Origin of the sequence: Listeria costaricensis, from assembly GCF_900183385.1 — a bacterium.
Classification (GTDB): Bacteria; Bacillota; Bacilli; order Lactobacillales; family Listeriaceae; genus Listeria; species Listeria costaricensis.
Genome location: NZ_FXUT01000006.1, coordinates 221,686 through 238,712, shown reverse-complemented (window position 1 = coordinate 238,712; position 17,027 = coordinate 221,686). Strand labels below are relative to the sequence as shown.

The following is a 17,027-nucleotide window of genomic DNA, read 5'->3' as shown; positions in this document are numbered from 1 at the left end:
AGACTCATCCTCTCTAATCAAAATAGACGGGTTGGCCGGTTTTAGCTGATTGATAAATGGCTTCTAGGATTTGCGTGACAACGAGTGCCTGCTCTGGTTTCACGACTGGCTCGCCGTCATTGACCACTGCTTGAATCCATGACTCTGCTTCTAGGACTGCCGGGTCGTCTCCTGTGCCATCGTAAAAGTCTACGCCGCCTGTTTCAAGTTGGATATTTTTCTCATAGGTTTGGCCGTATGCTTCCCCGTTGATGCGCAGGCCGCCTTCCATGTCTGCCCCACCTTTTGTACCGGATAAGGCTGTTTTTGCTTCGCCGACATCAAGTGTGTTGAGTGCCCAGCTGGCTTCAAGGACGATGGTTGCCCCGTTTTCCATGGTAATGAAACCGAATGCCGAATCTTCCACGGTGAATTTTTCAGGATCCCATGAGCCCCACGCGTTGGCCGCATTTTTCATCGAGGACAATTTGTGATAGCTGTTGCCAACGACATATTTAGGCCGATAGTTGTCCATCATCCAAAGGGTCAGGTCGAGTGCGTGCGTGCCAATGTCGATTAGAGGGCCGCCGCCTTGCGCTTCTTCATCCAAAAATACGCCCCATGTTGGTACGGCACGACGACGAATCGCTTTTGCTTTGGCGTAATAAATGTCGCCCAGCTCTTCATTTTCACAAACCTGATGCAGATACTGTGAATCTTTGCGGAAGCGGTTTTGGTAGCCGATCGTCAATTTTTTACCAGTGCGCTTGGAAGCCTCGATCATTGCTTTTCCTTCTGCGGCGGTTTTGGCCATCGGTTTCTCACACATGACGTGTTTGCCTGCTTCCATGGCGGCAATCGAGATCACTGCATGCGAGATATTCGGTGTACAGACATGAATGACATCAATGTCTTCATTAGCCAGTAAATCCCGATAATCCTTGTATACGCTTGCATTTTCAGTACCATAATCCGCTTTCGCCTGCTCTGCCCGTTCCATTTTGATGTCACAAAAAGCCACCATTTCGACTCCTGCCACCTGTTTGAGACTTGGCATATGTTTACCGTTCGCAATTCCACCACAACCAATAATTCCAACTTTTACTGTCACAAAAAACCCTCCAATTCATTTTTGTATCTGCCTATATGATACAAAATGAATGGAGGGATTTCTTCCTAATTTCTTGTCATCTTATTCCCGTATATTGTCTTCCGATATTTGAGCGGCGCGATCCCCATTGCCCGCTTGAAAGCATGGTGAAAGGTTTTGACGCTGCTGAAACCAACCTGTTCCGCCACTTCTGCCATGGGTATCTCCTCGTTAATCAAGAGCCATTTGGCCTGATTCAACCGGTAGTCATTCAAAAAAGTGACAAAGGTGACGCCTGTGTTTTTCTTGAAAAATTTTGTGAAATAGTAGGTGCTGAAGCCTGTGAAATTGGCCATTTCCTCTAAGCTGATCGGCTCTTTGTAATGGGCCTCAATGTAGGAGAAAATTTCATCCAGTTTTCCTAGCGTCTCTTCTGATTTCAGCGTGATTTCTTTGCTTAGAATGCGCGTCTTATCATCCTCTTCTGCCGGAATTTCCCGATATAAAAGCGCCACCATCTCCATCAGCTTGGCCTTGATCAAATACTTATGGCCGAGCGGTTTCGTTTCATCTTCAATATGGATGTCTCGGAGTAGCGTCCGCATTTTTACAGCTGTTTCTTCTGACCAGTCGGAACTGTGTGCTTTCATTTTGGCAAACAGCTGTCGTAAGCTGGGCTCTCCGTCAGTCTGCATCTCATCTTCCTGAAAAAAGGTCAGGTCAAACTGGATCACCATTCGCTCGCTGTTTGGTGAAGCGAGAAAATAATGCACGTCGCCTCCGTTGATAAATTGAATTTCCCCTGCTTGCATATGAATCGGAATGTCATTGATGCCAAGATGCAGGGTTCCTTTTGTGACGTAGATCACCTCGATCATTTTGTGCCAATGGGGATAGACTAGCACTTCGCCTTCGTGGACAAAACGTCGAAACGGGAACCCCTTGTCCAGATTGGGAATTTCAAGATAATTACTCATAGCCGTTCTCCTTCGTTTGCAACTTCCCTTTTAGTATAAACAAAGACAGTGCCGGCTTCAAATAAACGCGGCCGGCTCGACAACTTTTACAAAAAAACGACTTTATAGAGCAGGACGGCCAAAATGCCGGCCAAAATCGGTGCAACGACTGGGATCCAGGCATAATCCCATTCTGAACTTCCTTTATGCTTGAGCGGCAAAAGTGCATGCAAAATCCGCGGGCCCAAGTCACGAGCGGGATTCAGCCCTGGACCGGTCGGACCGCCGAGTGAAGCAACAAGCGTCCACACTAAGAACCCAAGTGCTAAATGTGCTGTGCCCAAATTATCTGCAAAAAATGGCGCTTTTGTAATCCCCAGAGCGCCGAAAAACAAAACGAATGAGCCGACAAATTCATTGATAAAACCATTTGTCTTGCTGCGGACGGCATTGATGGTCGAGAAAGTGCCCAGAATATGGTCGGGACTCGTTGTCATATCATAATAAGGTTTATAACAAGCAACGACGATCAGCTGACCGACCATTGCACCGGCAAATTGTGCGAGAATGTAGGGCACCACTTCCGCCCAAGGAAACATTCCGCTGACGGCAAGCCCAATCGTAAAGGCTGGATTGATGTGATTGCCGCTGATACCGCCAAACATCATGGCAGGAATCATGACCCCGCAACCATATCCGACTGCAATCAGCATCCAGTCGCTGCCATACCCTTTCGTTCCTTTTAAATCAACATTTGCTACTGCGCCATTTCCTAAAATAATTAAAATAGCTGTACCAAAAAATTCAGCCAAAAGACGCGTTGATAATGCATAATCCATTCATTTTCCTCCTAATCGTTATGGATTGATCGTGTTTTCACAAAAAAGTATGCGATAGATTTCACATGACCCATCGTGCTGCGCTTGTTTTTAAGTAAAAAACAGCTGCGCAATAAATGGATAGAAGAAGCTGGCAAGTACGGCGCTCACTGCCATTGTCACGAGTGCCACTGCCCCTTCATCTTCACTGACAAGCATGGAGGCACTGGTTCCCATGATATGACTGGTTGCAGCCATGGCCACTCCCTTGGCGACTGGATGCCGAATGCCCATCCGTTTCAAAATCTTTTGTCCAAAAGCAAAGCCGAAACAGCCTGAAAGCACGACGGTCACACTGGTGAGCGGGACGGAAAAAGCGCCGCGGTCAGCCACTCCCATGGCAATTGGCAGTGTGATATTTTTCGGAATCAGGGCTTTTTTGACTTCATCCGAAAGAGGTAAAACGAGCGCGAACAGCCATGTTGTGAGTAATGATACAATGGCGCCAATCAAAACGCCTAATAATATCAGTGGTAAATACTGCACCACGCGGAAACGCACTTTGTAGAGCGGTACAGCAAAAGCCACAATTCCTGGACCGAGCATGTACGTTAAAAAGGCGCTATTTTCAGCGTAATCGGCATAGTCAACCTGCAAAAGCCAGAGTACCACCATCATCGCGATGGAAGCTGTAATCACGGGAAGCGTCAAAATGCTGGGGAACCTTCTGTTTAAAAGCCATGCGAGCCCGTATAGCAAGAGCGTAGAAATCAGCCAAATCATCGTCATTTTTCAGCGATCTTCCTTTCTGCTAAAAACTGGATCAAATAGCCGGTCAAAAAGAAAATCAACAGGCCTGAAATGATCGTGGCACCTAGAATCAGATAGCCCTGATGTAAAAAAAGCTGCCCATAATTCATCAGTCCTGTCAAAGCCGGAACAAAAAACAGCGGTGTGATAGCCAGCAGAAAATTCGCACCGCTTTCCAACCATGAAATTTTGATGATGCCCGTCAGAAAGCACAAAAAAAGCACCATCATGCCGATCAGGTTTCCGGGAAGCGGTAGTCTGAACTGATGCTGCAAAAAATCTCCGAATTCAAAAAAAAGAATCAAGCCGCCGATTTGTGCGATGACTTTGATCGTAAGTAAAATATATTTCCTCATGTAAACACCCTTTTCTAGACTGTGACAGATGGGAGGATCTTGGGCTGCTTTATCATGATGGAACTGCCATAGCCAATTTTATTATACGCTTTTTGAGTTGAAATTCAAGGCTGTTTTCATGAATTGTTTTCATAAAAGAAGCGGCTTTTTAAGCGTGATGAGAGGCGGTCTGCCAATGAAAAGGCTTTATTATTTGTAAATTTTTCCACAAAAAAAGACTGATAGCAGTAACCAGTCCTTCTTTTAAGATTGGAGATGGCGGCTTGCTTGAAAACGGATCAACAAATCCACAAGCGTTACAAGCCACAGACAGATAAAATTATTCCACATCGGCAGTGTCGTAAAGGCATTCACGAAGAAAAAGAGGATCAGTAAGCCAAATAGCAAGAGGTCTTTCCACAAGTCAAAGATGACTTCTGCTTTTTTATGGTAGCTGAAAACAATCTGCTTGGCTAAGAAAAAGACGGCTGCTGCGCCATATAATAAAAGCAGCAAAATCTCTTTTTGAAGATGACCGGCATAGAGCAGATGGATGTTCGCGGCAAGCAACATGACTGAAACAATGATGAAAAAGTGACCGTATAGCAACACTTGCCCATTCGTCGCTTTTGTCTGGTCGACATGATGCTCAAAGCTGTAAAAATAACTGGCCCACATCGTTCCGATAATCAAAAAAGCGGTCAGTGTGAAAAATAATGTATACGGGTCTGTCGTATGCCCCACTAAAAGAGTCGTAATCGCCACAATACTTTCGCCAAATGTGATAATCACAAATAAGCCAAAGCGCTCGACTAAATGGGGCAGATGGACGGGTGCCTGACGCAGTGTTTTGGTAAAAAGCAGCGGCAATAGGATATCGATTGCAATTCCTGCATAGACAATCGAGTAGCGCAAAACACCTGTGAAAAACACGGCTGAAAGTGAGAGCAGAATGCCCACCAGAAAAATCGTTCCAAGTAGTCGTGCCACTTGCTTGCGCTTCTTCCTTTCCTTACGGCTGACAATGAAATATTGCAAAACGGTGATCAGCCGGATACCTGCATAGCCGATGATAAATGTATAGAAAGTATCATCAAAATCCAAATCGAAGCTTGCCGTCATCAGCACCAAAAAGAACATTTGTGGCAGCATATAAAACGCGGGAAAAGAAATTTTCTCACCAAAGCGATTGAAAAACATGGTTTGCCCGACCCATGCCCAAAACATTGGCGTGACCATCAACAAATATTCCCCAAAATAGAGCAGTGTTCGTTCTGGATGGTGATCTACCGATAGTAATAGATGGGTGGTGGAAGCCACTGCCGTAACGAAAACCAAATCAAAGAAGAGCTCGAGCCAGGAGACTTTTCGCTCTTCAAAAATGAGTGCCTGCTTCATCAGCGGTTGGCTTGAACTTCCCGATATTCGGGTTTTCGCTCAAATTCCGCTTTGGCAAACGGGCATAAAGGGATGATTTTTTTCTGTTCGTCGCGTGCTTTTTGAACGGCTTGCGCCACCAGTTTCGTTGCCAAGCCTTGTCCTCTTGCCTGATCATTTACACCCGTATGGTCAATGATGAACATTTCTTCCCCTGTGGGCACAAATGTGACTTCTCCAAGCTCTTCTCCGTTCTCATTGACTGCATAGATACGATTTTTTCCCTCTTTGAATTCGATCATTTCTCTGCACCCTCTTTTTGGATATACTGTAAAGCGCCACTCGGACAGGTATCGATCACGCGCATGACTTCCTCTTTAGCCGCTTGATCAGGATCGATCCATGGCTTCCGTTTCAAGTCAAAAATGGCGCCATTTCCCTTGACGCAATTGCCGGAGTGTTCACAAACATGCGTATTAAAATAAACATCGATTGTTTCGCCATGATACTTTCTGTAGCCCTGTTCTACTAATTCTTTTTCTTCCATTTAGCTCGCCTCCCAGGTTGATCTTATTTCTTTCATAACCTCGTAGCGCTATTTTCAAACATCTGTTCAATTGAAAAATGGATTGGTCGCCTTTTCGTGTCCGATCGTCGTTTCTTCCCGGTGTCCTGGATAGACGATCGTTTCATCTGGCAATGTGAAAAGTTCGCGTTCAATGCTTGCCAGCAGTGTAGCCGAATCACCTGTATAGAGGTCCGTTCGACCAATGCTCCCCTTGAATAACGCGTCACCGACTACGGCAAAGTCGTCAAAAATAAAGCTGAGACTGCCGAATGAATGTCCCGGCGTTTCGACAACCCGAAACTTCATGCCGTCGAAGTCATACTCTTTTCGTTCAAATTCAAACTCAGCCGGCGCTACACTGATTTCTGGAATCCCGTAAGCCGCCATGCCTTGTGAGCCATTATGAGCTGGATTGCCGAGCCATTCCTGTTCATTCGGGCTGACATAGACAGGAATCCCGTACTTGCTCCGAATAGCTGTTACAGCCCCAATGTGGTCATAGTGGCAGTGTGTCAACAGGATCGCGACTGGCTTAGCACCTGTTTTTTCAATTGCCGCCTCGATTTTTTCTGCTTCTGATCCCGGGTCAACCACGAGAAGGGAACGGCCGTTGTCGATCAGATAGACGTTTTCTTCTAGAGGTCCGGTTACGATTTGCGTTACATTTAACATTTATGGTCACACCTTTTAGTTTATTTATCCAAATTATAACAAGCACTGTCAAGAAATGGAAATAATCGTTCCTGTACAGCGGTTTTCTTGAAAGTCTGCCTCAATTATCATACAATTAGGACGAAATCACGCTACATATGGAGGAGATAAAATGGCAAACAAAATGCTGCACACATGCATTCGCGTTCAACATTTGGATAAATCGCTTGCTTTTTACAGCGACGCATTTGGTCTAAAGGAGGTTCGACGCAAGGACTTTCCTGATCATGAATTTACACTGGTTTACATGGCTTTTGAAGAAGGGGACTTCGAGCTTGAGCTGACTTACAATTATGATAAAGCAGAGCCTTATACGCTGGGCGACGGATACGGCCATTTGGCAATCGGCGTGGATGATCTCAAAGCTTCCCACGATAAACATAAAGCGGCTGGCTATGAAGTGACGGATCTAAAAGGTCTTCCCGGAAGCGAACCCACTTATTATTTCATCCTTGATCCAGATGGTTACAAGACAGAAGTTATTCAAAATCGTTAATCAAGCTAAAAAGTCCGATCCTCTTTCTTTTCCTGAGAGGATCGGGCTTTTTTTACTTATTCATCAAACTCTTTTGTGCGCATTGGTCTGCCCGCGCTGTCTAAAAGCGGAGTCAATCCGCCTGAATACCCTGCTGCATGATACATGTACTGAACGCCAGTTTCTTTGTCTACCCAAATTTCCGTGGTCGTCAACTTTCCTTGTGTATATATTTTTTCAAATCTTTCATCTGCCACAGAGCCACCTCCTTCTTATCTTTAGTCATAATAAACAATCATAAAATGCTTACCCTTTTGCTCGTCATAGCCCTGCACAAAATCGCTTTCCTCTAATTGTTCGAGGTCCTTGATGACTAGGGCCATATTGCGACCGAGTTTCAATGTTTTGCGGATTTTTTTAGATAGTTTTTCGACTTTTTCTTCATCAAGATCGAATTTTTCTGGGAACTGGATGTTGTTTTCTCGTTCAAAGTTCTCGACAACCGTTTTAAATTCAGCTTGTTCGTAAGGTTTTTCCAGCGTTTTTTCAGCAAAATCATCAATATCCAGCTCTGCGCCTGAAAGAAGATATTCGCTTGTTGCCTTGACAAAATTGGATTTTTCAATCAGTGATTCTTCTTTTTGTTTAATATAATCGGTGCAGATGTTGACAAAACTTTCGGTATAAAAGCGTTCGTCTGCTGTTTGTTCCACGTTTAGGAAGCGGTCTTTCCAGTAGATGGAATCATTTTTATTGAGGCGATCCAAAATTAGCAGCTTGCCGCCCGTCTCCTGCTCTAAATCAAAAATGAAACAGCCTTTGTCGAGATCGGTGCCGTTGATTCCTTTGTCATAACCGATCTCAAACTCGGCATTCTGAAAGTCATTTTTCAAGAAGATTTCCTTATTTTCAACTTTAAAAATACCTATGCCACTGGTCATTTCTCCTTCAACAATGACATTCTCCACGGTAAAAATCCATAAATCGCCGCTTTTAATATTGGGATGGGTGGATTCGCTATAAAGGTGTTTCAAAATGCTCGTCGAATCCTCTAAAAACTGCTCGGGATCGTTAAAGATATTACGGCTGTATGTATAGACTTCATTAAAAGAAAGCTCCGATTCATGTGTAAAGTGAAAATAGTTTTCTTTCGTAAAAGGTTCAAAAAAAATCGTCCCCAAGTTAAAATTCAAATCTGAGCCAATCTCGCTCAGTACATTGTTAGCAGCTTCGTAGCCCTCTTCCTGTGCTTTATTGCCCACGAAATGTACGACCAGCTGATTAATTTTGGCATATGAAAAATCCGGCATATTGACATCGTCCTTTGCTTTAAAGTTTCTGCTTTTTTAGTATAATGAATTTAGACGAAGGATGCGAATGTTATCCTTTTAAAGGAGGCAGATGGCGATGCCTGAACAAGCATTTGTCGAAGCGGTCTATCAAACAGTCGAACAAATCCCAAGAGGCCGTGTGACTACGTATGGTCAAATCGCCTATATGATCGGGCGCCCTAAAAATGCCCGCCTGGTTGGTACCGTGTTAAAAAAGAGTGGTCATGGCTTGAATAACATGCCTTGCCACCGCGTCGTGAATAGCAGCGGTCGACTCGTTCCCGGTTGGAATGAACAACGGATGCTGCTCGAACAAGAAGGCGTCCCCTTTAAGGAAAACGGCCATGTTGTCCTGCGCAACTGTTTTTGGCAAGGAGATATGTGAAAAAGAAGCACAAAATCCCACTCGTGAGGATCTTGTGCTTCTTTTTTTATGGGGCAGCTTTCCACTGCGTATAGAGCTGCAAAATATGGCCGATCAAAATGGAAATAAAAGCGATAACTGCCCCGCCAATCAAGAGGTCCCTAGCGGTCAGCATCTGATCCATCCATTCCGAAAGCATTGTGAAAATACTGGTGCGATCTTCTAAATGTTTGGCGATCGATTTGATTTTTTGGATGGCTGCCTGCGGATCTTCAAGAATTTTCGGCACAATCTCTTCTATCTCTGCTGATTTTTGGGCAACCTCTGCTTTTTTCAGCGAATCAATGTTGGACTGGATTCCCTGATAGGTTTGGAAAGACTCCACTCCGAAAAAAATCATAAAGCCAAGAAAAGCCGTTAAAAACAGTCCGTAACCGCTCGCTAAAAATACCAGCGGCTTCGACCAGCCTTCTTTTGCGCGTATCCGAAAGATCAGTACTAAAAGGAATGTCGGGATAGCGAGCGCAATCAAGATTTCAGCAACGATAAAGAAAATGGTTTCCTTGAGTGCAAGCATCATCTGTCCTAGTAAAACGGTCAGTAATTCATGTCCGGCGAGCCAAGACACCACGTTCTCAGCCGAAAAGGAAAAAGCACTTGAGATAAAATGTCCAATGATTTCTCTTTGATAAATAAGGGCTAAAAATACGGCTGCGATAAAAAATAGACTCGTCATGATCAACGTTCTTTGTTTGATGCTCATCCAATTCCTCCCAGTATGTTTAGTCAAAAATCAATATGAACTTTGCAACTTATTGTTCTATTTTATACCTATTCGCTTTAAAATAACACACTTTTGTGATCGAATGTAAAAAGCTGATATGATTCTGCACTATTCAGAAACATATCAGCCTTTTTCAAGTTATTTTGATAAATTTTGCTTCGTCCAGTTCACAAAGCCATCGACAATAGTTTGGAAGAAAGCTTGTGTTTGTTCCGGATTTTGATAACGACCCGTTTCATCCAGCAACTGGCCGATTTCCCCAATATAGGCTTCCGGCTGCTGCATGATTGGCATATTTAAGAAAACAAGCGACTGCCGCAAATGATGATTGGCACCAAATCCGCTTAGCTTGCCCGGCGATACGCTGACGACGGCTGCCGGTTTTTGATCCCAAACACTGTGACCATATGGACGTGAGCCAATATCCAACGCATTTTTTAAAACGGCTGGAACGGAACGATTATATTCTGGTGTCACGAAAATTACGGCATCCAACTGCTTGGCCTGTTCCCGAAATTGGGTCCATGCGGCTGGAACATTTCCTTCATCATCAAAATCCTGATTATAAATGGCCAGTTCATCTAGCGGAATAAATACCGCCTCGAAATCCTCCGGTAAAAGTTCTGCCAGCAATTTCGCCACTTTTTTACTATAAGATTCTTTTCTTAAACTACCGACTATCATTCCTACTTTTGTCATTTTCTCGTCCTCCTCTTAAGCTCTTATATAGTATGTTACTTACTAAAAGTAACCATCAACAATTCTCATTTTACCCGTTTTCGTCTAAAAGTCAACGAATCGGCTTAGCTTTTCCGCTGAATATTTTGCTCATAATAATGAACGACATGTTTTCCGAAAAGCGCCATGATAAAGAACAGCAACCAGCTATAAGTAAGCATCAGGGTTTGACCGATTGGTGCAAAATATTTCGGATCATCCGGCAGAAAAAAATGGGCGCATAAAAGCGTGACACCAAGTCCGCCTAAGTGCCAGAGTAACATCTGCCAGACTTTTTGATACTTGGCAAAATAGGCACACAGAGCGGCATATAAAAGCGCCAACGGAATTAAGTAGATGGGATAGACGCCCCAACCGATCGACCAGTATTCTGCATAAAAATAAAAAAATGGTGCTGGAAACAGTGCGAAAAGCGGGTAGGTTCGTTTCATCATTTTGCCCCTCCTCCCCTTCTTTCATACCCGTTTTAGCTACTTGGAATCGTCTGCTGCCAAGATGTCTGCCAAAATTTGAGCGGCTTTTTCAGCGCTTTTCTGGTCGAGTCGAGCATAACTGAGGCGAAGATGGGCCGTTCGGACGCCAAACAAAAAGCCGGGCATGACGAGTAGTTTTTTTTCAAGAAATCGATTGAATTCTTTTAGATCAAGGGAGGCCGGCAGCTTGATCCAAAGATGGAAGCCGCCCTGTGGCAGTTTAAAGTCGATTTGGGAGCCAACCGCTCGATTAAGGGCAGCTGCTAGCAAGTCGCGCTTCTGTTCAAGCGTTTGCCGCAATGTTTTCAGATGGGCTTCAAAGCTTGTCGAAGTGAGTACATGATGGGCGAGTACTTGTGGAAAAATGCTCAGGCCAAAGTCCATTTCCTGCCGTGCCAGTGCCAGCCGTCTTGTAACTGCCGGCGGACCGACCAGCCAGCCAATCCGCGTCGTACTGCCCATCACTTTTGAAAGCGAGCCGATGTAGAGGACATTCTCACCGCCTAATTTTTTTAAAGTCGGCGGCTGATGAGGCAGCTCGTAGGTCAACTGGCCAAACGGGTCATCTTCGACAATTGGAATTTGGAGATGGGCGCATAACGTGACAAAATCGCGCCGCTTTTGTTCTGCCATCACTTGACCGGTGGGATTTTGGAAGGTGGGATTGACGAACACCATTTTGATCCGGTGCTTGCGGTACAACTGTTCCAGCTCCGTCAGATCGATCCCGCATTCATTCATTGGCAGGGCGAAAATTCGCAGACCGGCTGATTGGAAAAGCGACAGGGAGTAAAAATAGGAGGGTGCTTCAATCGCAATCGCATCGCCCGGCTCAAGCAGACACTGTGTAATCAGAAAAAGCGCCTGTTGGGCACCGGACGTGATCAGCACTTCTTCACCGCTTGCTTCAATGCCTAAATGGCACCGCATTTGCTCTGTTATCACCTGTCTGAGCGGCTCGAAACCGCGCGCATCCTCCCGCTCCTCCTCTTCTAGAAATGACTGCCAGGAAAAAGGCGGCATCGTGATCTTTGGCGCCAGCTCTACGGGCAGCTCGCCAGTTGCCAGATCGATGACTTCATCCGGGTAGCGCTTGCCTAGTTCGCCGATTGAGCGGATGTACGGAACTTCCTGCTGAAAGGCCGCTTTAGTTACATAATGCCGCCAGTTGGTCGTTTGGCTGGCCATCTGTCCCCATTTTTCTTCGTTCACAATCGTTCCGCTGCCTCTTTTGCGAATCACAATGCCCAGTGCCGCCAGCTCCTCAAAAGCCCGCACCACCGTCGACCGGTTGACATCTAGCATCTCTGCCAACTTTCGTTCAGGTGGGAGTTTTTCGCCCGGTAGCAATTGGCCTTTTTCAATTTTATCCTCGACTAATTTCATAATTTGCTGATACAGCGGCAAATCCTTCGTTTTCTCCATCGTCCACATGTTGACACCTCTTCCTCGAAATTGGATGGTCTAAAAATCATCCAATTGGCCGTTTCTTCTCTTTGTCCCCTAGCATATCATAGAGAACAAATAACAACAATCAACTTTATTGGAGGTAGGAAAAATGGAAAAAGCAACTGGTACAGAACGAGTCAAACGCGGGATGGCACAAATGCAAAAAGGCGGCGTCATAATGGATGTCGTAAATGCCGAACAGGCAAAAATTGCAGAGGAGGCTGGGGCAGTTGCGGTGATGGCACTTGAACGTGTTCCTTCTGATATTCGGGCAGCTGGTGGCGTGGCTCGAATGGCCGATCCGCGAATTGTGGAAGAAGTAATGAATGCCGTATCCATTCCGGTCATGGCAAAAGCACGGATTGGGCATATCACAGAAGCCCGTGTCCTCGAAGCGATGGGCGTTGATTATATTGATGAAAGTGAAGTTTTGACCCCCGCTGATGATGAATTCCATTTGTTGAAAAATGAATTTACCGTGCCATTCGTGTGCGGCTGCCGCGATCTTGGCGAAGCACTGCGACGGATTGGTGAAGGTGCGGCAATGCTTCGGACAAAAGGCGAACCAGGCACCGGCAATATCGTGGAAGCCGTTCGCCATATGCGTAAAGTCAACAGTCAAATCCGCAAAGTGACAAACATGGATGATGCAGAACTGATGACGGAGGCTAAAAACTTAGGCGCTCCTTATGAACTACTAAAAGAAGTGCAGGCACTCGGCAAACTGCCCGTGGTTAATTTTGCAGCTGGCGGCGTTGCGACTCCTGCTGATGCGGCACTGATGATGGAACTTGGCGCGGACGGCGTCTTTGTCGGCTCCGGCATCTTCAAGTCGGACAACCCGGCTAAATTTGCGAATGCCATCGTCCAAGCGACCACCTATTATACAGACTACGAACTGATCGGCCAACTGTCGAAAGAACTCGGCACAGCCATGAAGGGCATTGAAATCTCCCATTTGGCACCAGAAGACCGGATGCAAGATCGGGGCTGGTAAAATGAAGATTGGTGTGTTAGGACTGCAAGGCGCCATTAGCGAACACTTGGAAATGATCCGGCAAGCAGGCGCTCTGGCCGTCATCATCAAGCATCCGGAAGAGTTAGCGGCAATCGATGGGCTAATACTCCCCGGCGGCGAGAGCACGACCATGCGCAAACTGATGAAGCGCTACGGGTTTATTCAGCCGATCAAAGACTTCCATCAAGCCGGAAAAGGCATCTTTGGCACATGCGCCGGACTGGTTCTAAGCGCCCGCTCGATTGAAGGCGGTGAGGAGAGTCTCGATCTGGCAGATTATCAGGCGATGCGAAATGGCTTCGGGCGGCAGAAGGAAAGCTTTGAAGCGGACCTCTCGATCGAGGGGCTGTCTGGCGGTAAGTTTCGGGCGGTTTTCATCCGTGCGCCCTATATCGAAAAAGCCGGTGCCGGAACAGAAATTCTCGCAAAGGTCGATGAAAAAATCGTGGCTCTGCGCGCTGGCAATGTCCTTGTGACGGCTTTTCATCCAGAGCTTACGGGAGATGCACGATTGATGGAATTTTTTATCAAGAATTGTCTATGAATTTTAAAGAGATGTTGGATTCGTCCGCATCTCTTTTTTGTGTCAAGCTACCTTGACAGGAAAGCGATTTCATTTTATACTGCTTGTAAAGTTAACTTGACAAGAAGGTGGCTTATGAAAATCTCCAACCGGTTGAAAGAATTGCGCGAATCCCGCCAGTTATCGCAGGGAGACCTGGCCCAAGCCATGGAAGTTTCGAGGCAGACGATCAATGCGATCGAACGCGGTAAATATAATCCCAGCCTTGAATTGACCTTTAAGATTGCGCTCTATTTTCAGACAAACATAGAAGATATTTTTTACCCCGAGGTGACTGGAAAATGAGAAAATATTACTTGAAAAGAATTTTTATCTGCTTTACGGCTTTTTTATACGCGGATTTGATTTTATCGTTAAAAAACGGGCGGGAAATTTTGACTACGAATCTTTTGATGACAAGTCTGTTTTTTATTGTAGCTGTTATCCTGACTATTTTTTGGAGTAAAGAACGGCTAAAAAAGAATCATCAGGCAGATAAAATCAAACGTGATGAGCGCTACCGGGCTATGCGTGACAGGTTTACTTATCAATTTGTTTGTGCACTTGCTTTTCTTGTTCCGTTAGGGTTAATTGTGGCTGGCTATTTTCAAATAGAAGTGATATCTATCAAAACGATTAGTGCAATCCTAATCTTACTGGCTGTGATTTATTTCGTTTGTTTAGATTATAAAAAATTTCGAGATCGTATATAAAAATTTTGGTTAGCTTACTCTCTTTTCAAACGAAGATAGACGATATTTTATTCAGAGGTGAGTGAAAAATGAGAAAAAACATCCCTTATATGCTTATTTTTATCTACGCAATGACTTTAAGTTTTTTGATGGGCGGTTCATCTCTTCAAAAAAATGCTTTAAAAGAATATATGTATGTGCTGATTCCGAGTGTGATTGTATTTCTATTTTTGTGTCCTTTCTTCAAAGGCATTCTTGAAAAACGAGCGCAAAAAAATGAAGAAGATGAACGCTACAAGGCAAAACGAGACCGATTTTCATTTTACTTTTTAATGGCGCTATTTATATTTGTTCCTATTGCCATCTTTATTTCAAATTTATCTGGTATTTCTTTAATAGAAAGTACTGCATTAGTCAAAATGTTAGCTTTTATTATCGTTATTTATATGTCAGGGATGTATGTTTATCAAAAGAATTAAAGAAGAAGAGCTATTATCTATCGCAGGCATTTTAGCCCTCTCTAATTGAGTACTGAAGATATAGTCTTAAATTGACGTTTAAACTTGCTCTCTATTTTCAAACGAACATAAAACATATTTTTATTCAGGGGTGAACAAAAAATGAGGAGGTTTTACAGTACATTTCAAGGTATTTTCTGGTTTTGTTGGGGAACATTTGTAGGGGGGCTCTTTAATCATGCTACTAAAATAACAGATTTTTTATCCGTTACAAATCTATTTTGGGGAATTGTGATTGTAAGCATTGTCACTTTTAGAGTACGTACTACGAATGTAAAAATAACGCATCATAAAGATGAACGCTATCTTGCAAGAAGAGATCGTTTTTCATTTTATATTGGGATGTCCATTTTACTTTCATTACCGATTATTATTGGTATCTTAAATGCAAAGGGGATTTACGAAATCAGTACTGATACACTTTTGGAAGTTGCCTTTTTTGGTGTAATAGTTGCCGTACTGACCTCATTTATGATTTCAGAGGACCAATAAGTCAAAAATTAATAGAATCAGAATTCAGCAAAAATACTAAAGCCGTATTCTGATTCTATTTAGCTCACTCAGTCAAATCCCTTTTAACGAGATACTTTATAATAATTTGTTGTGACTGCTCCTTTAAAATTTGATGTATTATTTGAAAACTCATTTATGACTTTATAATAAACCCATTTCTTATCTTTACGACTATAAATGGATTGACGCATATATTTATAAGAACCTGCAAAACCCACGATACCTGCCGCTAAAGTTGAGGCAATCGTAAAACCTTTAAATACGTATGATAATCCTGCTGCTAAAACTGCATTATGAACTGTTCCATAGGATTTTATATTTACTACTTTTCTTGTTTGTAAAGTATATGTTGATCCACCATTAGTCGTCTGATTACTCTTCAACAAAGGCCTGGAGGGTGCAATATAACCATCACTAACAATCTCGTCGTCTACCACTTCATAATCAAACGATGCAATCAATTCCGCATCATTCGACTCTGCTTGTAACTCATCTGCAAAAACTGTGGCTGAAGGGGCTAGGGGCATGAAAATAAGTGTTGCTACCATGACTACAATCATAGCTATCCTTTTTTGTTTTTTCTTTAACATATCATTTTCATCTCCTTTTTTTAGATAACTTATTATATTATGATAGCGCTTTCTTTTCGATATTGTTTTTAGATAATTCATTAAATTGTTATATTTAGATTCATTTTTGTCTCAATGAAAACTAAAAGCAACTTCTGATTGCGTATTTTTTGTTCATTAATTAAGATTTCTATTTTTTTGAACCTCAACTTAGTAGAATAAATAGAATGCTATCAGACAGAAATTTTATAGTTACACATCAAATTAAATAAATTTCAAATAAAAAATCTGCCAGAATTAGTGACAGACTTCGTTAAAATTATTCCTACAACTAACTAAACCAGTCAGATAAAACCCCTCATACATTCACATCTTTCAATTTTCCGCTTCTCATCTCGTCATTCGCTCCAACACTTCGCGATAAATTGTTTGAATTTCCTTGCTAAACGTTGCGGCATTGGGAATTTTGACGCGCTTAAAATATTTTGTCAGATTGGCTTCATTTTCATTCAAAATTGCTAGGTCAATCAAGTGTAAATAAAGTGTTTCAACAGGCACTCCTAGCACCTCAATGTTGTCCTCAGGGTGCTTTTTTTGCTCCTCGGCATGAATTCTTTGACTCAGTTTCTCTCGTTCAATTGCGTAGCGAAAAGCTAGCTCGCTTTGTGCCACTAAAAATTGGTACAGCCACTCCGCCATCTCCTGCTCGCTTTGTGTTGGCTTATCCATGATCATCAGGTAATCTTCATATCTTTTCTTTACATAATAAACCATGAAAGATTTTCCAAATAAAAGTTCACTATCTAAGAAAGGCTTTACTTTATTTATAAATTCTTGCATTTCTTGGGTTTGTTCTAGTTCTTTTAAATTCATCGCGGCACCTTCCAGAGTTATTTC

25 protein-coding genes are annotated in these 17,027 nt (G+C 43.5%); 8 read left to right on the top strand and 17 right to left on the bottom strand.

What is annotated here, in order from left to right; all coding sequences use genetic code 11:
- Positions 1-13: 13 nt before the first annotated feature.
- The 9 genes from CS921_RS05975 to CS921_RS05935 all read right to left on the bottom strand — a co-directional run bounded on the left by CS921_RS05975 (position 14) and on the right by CS921_RS05935 (position 6,605).
- Positions 14-1,090, bottom strand: coding sequence for a Gfo/Idh/MocA family protein (locus CS921_RS05975; protein ID WP_099222149.1), 1,077 nt, complete (start codon positions 1,088-1,090; stop codon positions 14-16).
- 65 nt (positions 1,091-1,155) lie between these two features.
- On the bottom strand, positions 1,156-2,046 hold the full coding sequence (locus tag CS921_RS05970; protein WP_099222148.1) for an AraC family transcriptional regulator: 891 nt from the start codon (positions 2,044-2,046) through the stop codon (positions 1,156-1,158).
- An 86-nt stretch (positions 2,047-2,132) separates the two neighbouring features.
- The gene (locus CS921_RS05965; RefSeq protein WP_099222147.1) at positions 2,133-2,864 is read right to left on the bottom strand and encodes an MIP/aquaporin family protein; all 732 of its coding nucleotides are present in this window, start codon (positions 2,862-2,864) and stop codon (positions 2,133-2,135) included.
- Between the two features lie 90 nt (positions 2,865-2,954).
- Positions 2,955-3,632 carry an LrgB family protein gene (locus tag CS921_RS05960; RefSeq protein ID WP_099222146.1) on the bottom strand — a complete coding sequence of 226 codons (678 nt, stop codon included), beginning with the start codon at positions 3,630-3,632 and terminating at the stop codon, positions 2,955-2,957.
- Positions 3,629-4,009 (bottom strand): CidA/LrgA family protein, encoded by a 381-nt coding sequence (locus tag CS921_RS05955; RefSeq protein WP_099222145.1) that lies wholly within the window; start codon positions 4,007-4,009, stop codon positions 3,629-3,631. The genes CS921_RS05960 and CS921_RS05955 overlap by 4 nt, the downstream gene beginning before the upstream one ends.
- A 243-nt stretch (positions 4,010-4,252) precedes the next feature.
- On the bottom strand, positions 4,253-5,386 hold the full coding sequence (locus tag CS921_RS05950; RefSeq protein WP_099222144.1) for a low temperature requirement protein A: 1,134 nt from the start codon (positions 5,384-5,386) through the stop codon (positions 4,253-4,255).
- Positions 5,386-5,664, bottom strand: a complete 279-nt coding sequence (locus tag CS921_RS05945) for a GNAT family N-acetyltransferase (RefSeq protein ID WP_099222184.1) — start codon at positions 5,662-5,664, stop codon at positions 5,386-5,388. The genes CS921_RS05950 and CS921_RS05945 overlap by 1 nt, the downstream gene beginning before the upstream one ends.
- On the bottom strand, positions 5,664-5,912 hold the full coding sequence (locus tag CS921_RS05940) for a (4Fe-4S)-binding protein (protein WP_099222143.1): 249 nt from the start codon (positions 5,910-5,912) through the stop codon (positions 5,664-5,666). The genes CS921_RS05945 and CS921_RS05940 overlap by 1 nt, the downstream gene beginning before the upstream one ends.
- 66 nt (positions 5,913-5,978) lie before the next feature.
- Positions 5,979-6,605, bottom strand: coding sequence for an MBL fold metallo-hydrolase (locus tag CS921_RS05935; RefSeq protein WP_099222142.1), 627 nt, complete (start codon positions 6,603-6,605; stop codon positions 5,979-5,981).
- A gap of 151 nt (positions 6,606-6,756) precedes the next feature.
- Here CS921_RS05935 and gloA point away from each other — a divergent pair, with 151 nt between their 5' ends.
- Positions 6,757-7,140, top strand: coding sequence for a lactoylglutathione lyase (gloA, locus tag CS921_RS05930; protein WP_099222141.1), 384 nt, complete (start codon positions 6,757-6,759; stop codon positions 7,138-7,140).
- A gap of 56 nt (positions 7,141-7,196) precedes the next feature.
- Here gloA and CS921_RS05925 read toward each other — a convergent pair whose 3' ends face one another.
- Positions 7,197-7,376 carry a DUF6440 family protein gene (locus tag CS921_RS05925; RefSeq protein WP_099222140.1) on the bottom strand — a complete coding sequence of 60 codons (180 nt, stop codon included), beginning with the start codon at positions 7,374-7,376 and terminating at the stop codon, positions 7,197-7,199.
- A gap of 21 nt (positions 7,377-7,397) precedes the next feature.
- Positions 7,398-8,429, bottom strand: a complete 1,032-nt coding sequence (locus CS921_RS05920; RefSeq protein ID WP_099222139.1) for a nucleoid-associated protein — start codon at positions 8,427-8,429, stop codon at positions 7,398-7,400.
- A 97-nt stretch (positions 8,430-8,526) separates the two neighbouring features.
- On the opposite strand from CS921_RS05920, the gene CS921_RS05915 reads away from it, so the two are divergent.
- Entirely contained in the window at positions 8,527-8,835 is a 309-nt protein-coding gene (locus CS921_RS05915) for an MGMT family protein (protein ID WP_099222138.1), read from the top strand.
- Between the two features lie 46 nt (positions 8,836-8,881).
- Here CS921_RS05915 and CS921_RS05910 read toward each other — a convergent pair whose 3' ends face one another.
- From CS921_RS05910 to CS921_RS05895, 4 genes are all read right to left on the bottom strand, one after another.
- Positions 8,882-9,577, bottom strand: a complete 696-nt coding sequence (locus CS921_RS05910) for a hypothetical protein (RefSeq protein WP_099222137.1) — start codon at positions 9,575-9,577, stop codon at positions 8,882-8,884.
- Positions 9,578-9,736: 159 nt separating this feature from the next.
- Positions 9,737-10,297 carry an NADPH-dependent FMN reductase gene (locus CS921_RS05905; protein ID WP_099222136.1) on the bottom strand — a complete coding sequence of 187 codons (561 nt, stop codon included), beginning with the start codon at positions 10,295-10,297 and terminating at the stop codon, positions 9,737-9,739.
- Between the two features lie 104 nt (positions 10,298-10,401).
- Positions 10,402-10,770, bottom strand: a complete 369-nt coding sequence (locus CS921_RS05900) for a hypothetical protein (RefSeq protein WP_099222135.1) — start codon at positions 10,768-10,770, stop codon at positions 10,402-10,404.
- A gap of 36 nt (positions 10,771-10,806) precedes the next feature.
- On the bottom strand, positions 10,807-12,243 hold the full coding sequence (locus CS921_RS05895; RefSeq protein WP_099222134.1) for an aminotransferase-like domain-containing protein: 1,437 nt from the start codon (positions 12,241-12,243) through the stop codon (positions 10,807-10,809).
- A 124-nt stretch (positions 12,244-12,367) separates the two neighbouring features.
- Here CS921_RS05895 and pdxS point away from each other — a divergent pair, with 124 nt between their 5' ends.
- From pdxS to CS921_RS05865, 6 genes are all read left to right on the top strand, one after another.
- The gene (gene pdxS, locus CS921_RS05890) at positions 12,368-13,255 is read left to right on the top strand and encodes a pyridoxal 5'-phosphate synthase lyase subunit PdxS (RefSeq protein ID WP_099222133.1); all 888 of its coding nucleotides are present in this window, start codon (positions 12,368-12,370) and stop codon (positions 13,253-13,255) included.
- Position 13,256: 1 nt separating this feature from the next.
- The gene (gene pdxT, locus CS921_RS05885) at positions 13,257-13,820 is read left to right on the top strand and encodes a pyridoxal 5'-phosphate synthase glutaminase subunit PdxT (protein ID WP_099222132.1); all 564 of its coding nucleotides are present in this window, start codon (positions 13,257-13,259) and stop codon (positions 13,818-13,820) included.
- 114 nt (positions 13,821-13,934) lie between these two features.
- A complete protein-coding gene (locus CS921_RS05880; protein WP_205527769.1) occupies positions 13,935-14,144 on the top strand; it encodes a helix-turn-helix transcriptional regulator in 210 nt (69 codons plus the stop codon).
- Positions 14,141-14,551 (top strand): hypothetical protein, encoded by a 411-nt coding sequence (locus CS921_RS05875; RefSeq protein ID WP_099222131.1) that lies wholly within the window; start codon positions 14,141-14,143, stop codon positions 14,549-14,551. Before CS921_RS05880 ends, CS921_RS05875 begins: the two co-directional genes overlap by 4 nt.
- A 68-nt stretch (positions 14,552-14,619) precedes the next feature.
- Positions 14,620-15,009, top strand: a complete 390-nt coding sequence (locus CS921_RS05870) for a hypothetical protein (protein ID WP_099222130.1) — start codon at positions 14,620-14,622, stop codon at positions 15,007-15,009.
- 141 nt (positions 15,010-15,150) lie between these two features.
- Positions 15,151-15,540, top strand: a complete 390-nt coding sequence (locus tag CS921_RS05865) for a hypothetical protein (protein WP_099222129.1) — start codon at positions 15,151-15,153, stop codon at positions 15,538-15,540.
- An 83-nt stretch (positions 15,541-15,623) separates the two neighbouring features.
- On the opposite strand, the gene CS921_RS05860 is transcribed toward CS921_RS05865, so the two are convergent.
- Both CS921_RS05860 and CS921_RS05855 read right to left on the bottom strand, forming a co-directional pair.
- A complete protein-coding gene (locus tag CS921_RS05860) occupies positions 15,624-16,151 on the bottom strand; it encodes a hypothetical protein (RefSeq protein ID WP_099222128.1) in 528 nt (175 codons plus the stop codon).
- Positions 16,152-16,520: 369 nt separating this feature from the next.
- A complete protein-coding gene (locus tag CS921_RS05855) occupies positions 16,521-17,003 on the bottom strand; it encodes a hypothetical protein (RefSeq protein ID WP_099222127.1) in 483 nt (160 codons plus the stop codon).
- Positions 17,004-17,027: the final 24 nt, after the last annotated feature.

What these genes read in the sequence shown, in the direction of transcription:
- CS921_RS05905 (WP_099222136.1), bottom strand. Translation starts at nt 10,297, where the DNA reads ATGACAAAAGTAGGAATGATAGTCGGTAGTTTAAGAAAAGAATCTTAT.
- CS921_RS05895 (WP_099222134.1), bottom strand. Translation starts at nt 12,243, where the DNA reads ATGTGGACGATGGAGAAAACGAAGGATTTGCCGCTGTATCAGCAAATT.
- CS921_RS05960 (WP_099222146.1), bottom strand. Translation starts at nt 3,632, where the DNA reads ATGACGATGATTTGGCTGATTTCTACGCTCTTGCTATACGGGCTCGCA.
- CS921_RS05955 (WP_099222145.1), bottom strand. Translation starts at nt 4,009, where the DNA reads ATGAGGAAATATATTTTACTTACGATCAAAGTCATCGCACAAATCGGC.
- CS921_RS05965 (WP_099222147.1), bottom strand. Translation starts at nt 2,864, where the DNA reads ATGGATTATGCATTATCAACGCGTCTTTTGGCTGAATTTTTTGGTACA.
- CS921_RS05940 (WP_099222143.1), bottom strand. Translation starts at nt 5,912, where the DNA reads ATGGAAGAAAAAGAATTAGTAGAACAGGGCTACAGAAAGTATCATGGC.
- CS921_RS05855 (WP_099222127.1), bottom strand. Translation starts at nt 17,003, where the DNA reads ATGAATTTAAAAGAACTAGAACAAACCCAAGAAATGCAAGAATTTATA.
- CS921_RS05970 (WP_099222148.1), bottom strand. Translation starts at nt 2,046, where the DNA reads ATGAGTAATTATCTTGAAATTCCCAATCTGGACAAGGGGTTCCCGTTT.
- CS921_RS05865 (WP_099222129.1), top strand. Translation starts at nt 15,151, where the DNA reads ATGAGGAGGTTTTACAGTACATTTCAAGGTATTTTCTGGTTTTGTTGG.
- gloA (WP_099222141.1), top strand. Translation starts at nt 6,757, where the DNA reads ATGGCAAACAAAATGCTGCACACATGCATTCGCGTTCAACATTTGGAT.
- CS921_RS05875 (WP_099222131.1), top strand. Translation starts at nt 14,141, where the DNA reads ATGAGAAAATATTACTTGAAAAGAATTTTTATCTGCTTTACGGCTTTT.
- CS921_RS05900 (WP_099222135.1), bottom strand. Translation starts at nt 10,770, where the DNA reads ATGATGAAACGAACCTACCCGCTTTTCGCACTGTTTCCAGCACCATTT.
- CS921_RS05920 (WP_099222139.1), bottom strand. Translation starts at nt 8,429, where the DNA reads ATGCCGGATTTTTCATATGCCAAAATTAATCAGCTGGTCGTACATTTC.
- CS921_RS05870 (WP_099222130.1), top strand. Translation starts at nt 14,620, where the DNA reads ATGAGAAAAAACATCCCTTATATGCTTATTTTTATCTACGCAATGACT.
- CS921_RS05860 (WP_099222128.1), bottom strand. Translation starts at nt 16,151, where the DNA reads ATGTTAAAGAAAAAACAAAAAAGGATAGCTATGATTGTAGTCATGGTA.
- CS921_RS05910 (WP_099222137.1), bottom strand. Translation starts at nt 9,577, where the DNA reads ATGAGCATCAAACAAAGAACGTTGATCATGACGAGTCTATTTTTTATC.
- CS921_RS05935 (WP_099222142.1), bottom strand. Translation starts at nt 6,605, where the DNA reads ATGTTAAATGTAACGCAAATCGTAACCGGACCTCTAGAAGAAAACGTC.
- pdxS (WP_099222133.1), top strand. Translation starts at nt 12,368, where the DNA reads ATGGAAAAAGCAACTGGTACAGAACGAGTCAAACGCGGGATGGCACAA.
- CS921_RS05915 (WP_099222138.1), top strand. Translation starts at nt 8,527, where the DNA reads ATGCCTGAACAAGCATTTGTCGAAGCGGTCTATCAAACAGTCGAACAA.
- pdxT (WP_099222132.1), top strand. Translation starts at nt 13,257, where the DNA reads ATGAAGATTGGTGTGTTAGGACTGCAAGGCGCCATTAGCGAACACTTG.
- CS921_RS05950 (WP_099222144.1), bottom strand. Translation starts at nt 5,386, where the DNA reads ATGAAGCAGGCACTCATTTTTGAAGAGCGAAAAGTCTCCTGGCTCGAG.
- CS921_RS05880 (WP_205527769.1), top strand. Translation starts at nt 13,935, where the DNA reads ATGAAAATCTCCAACCGGTTGAAAGAATTGCGCGAATCCCGCCAGTTA.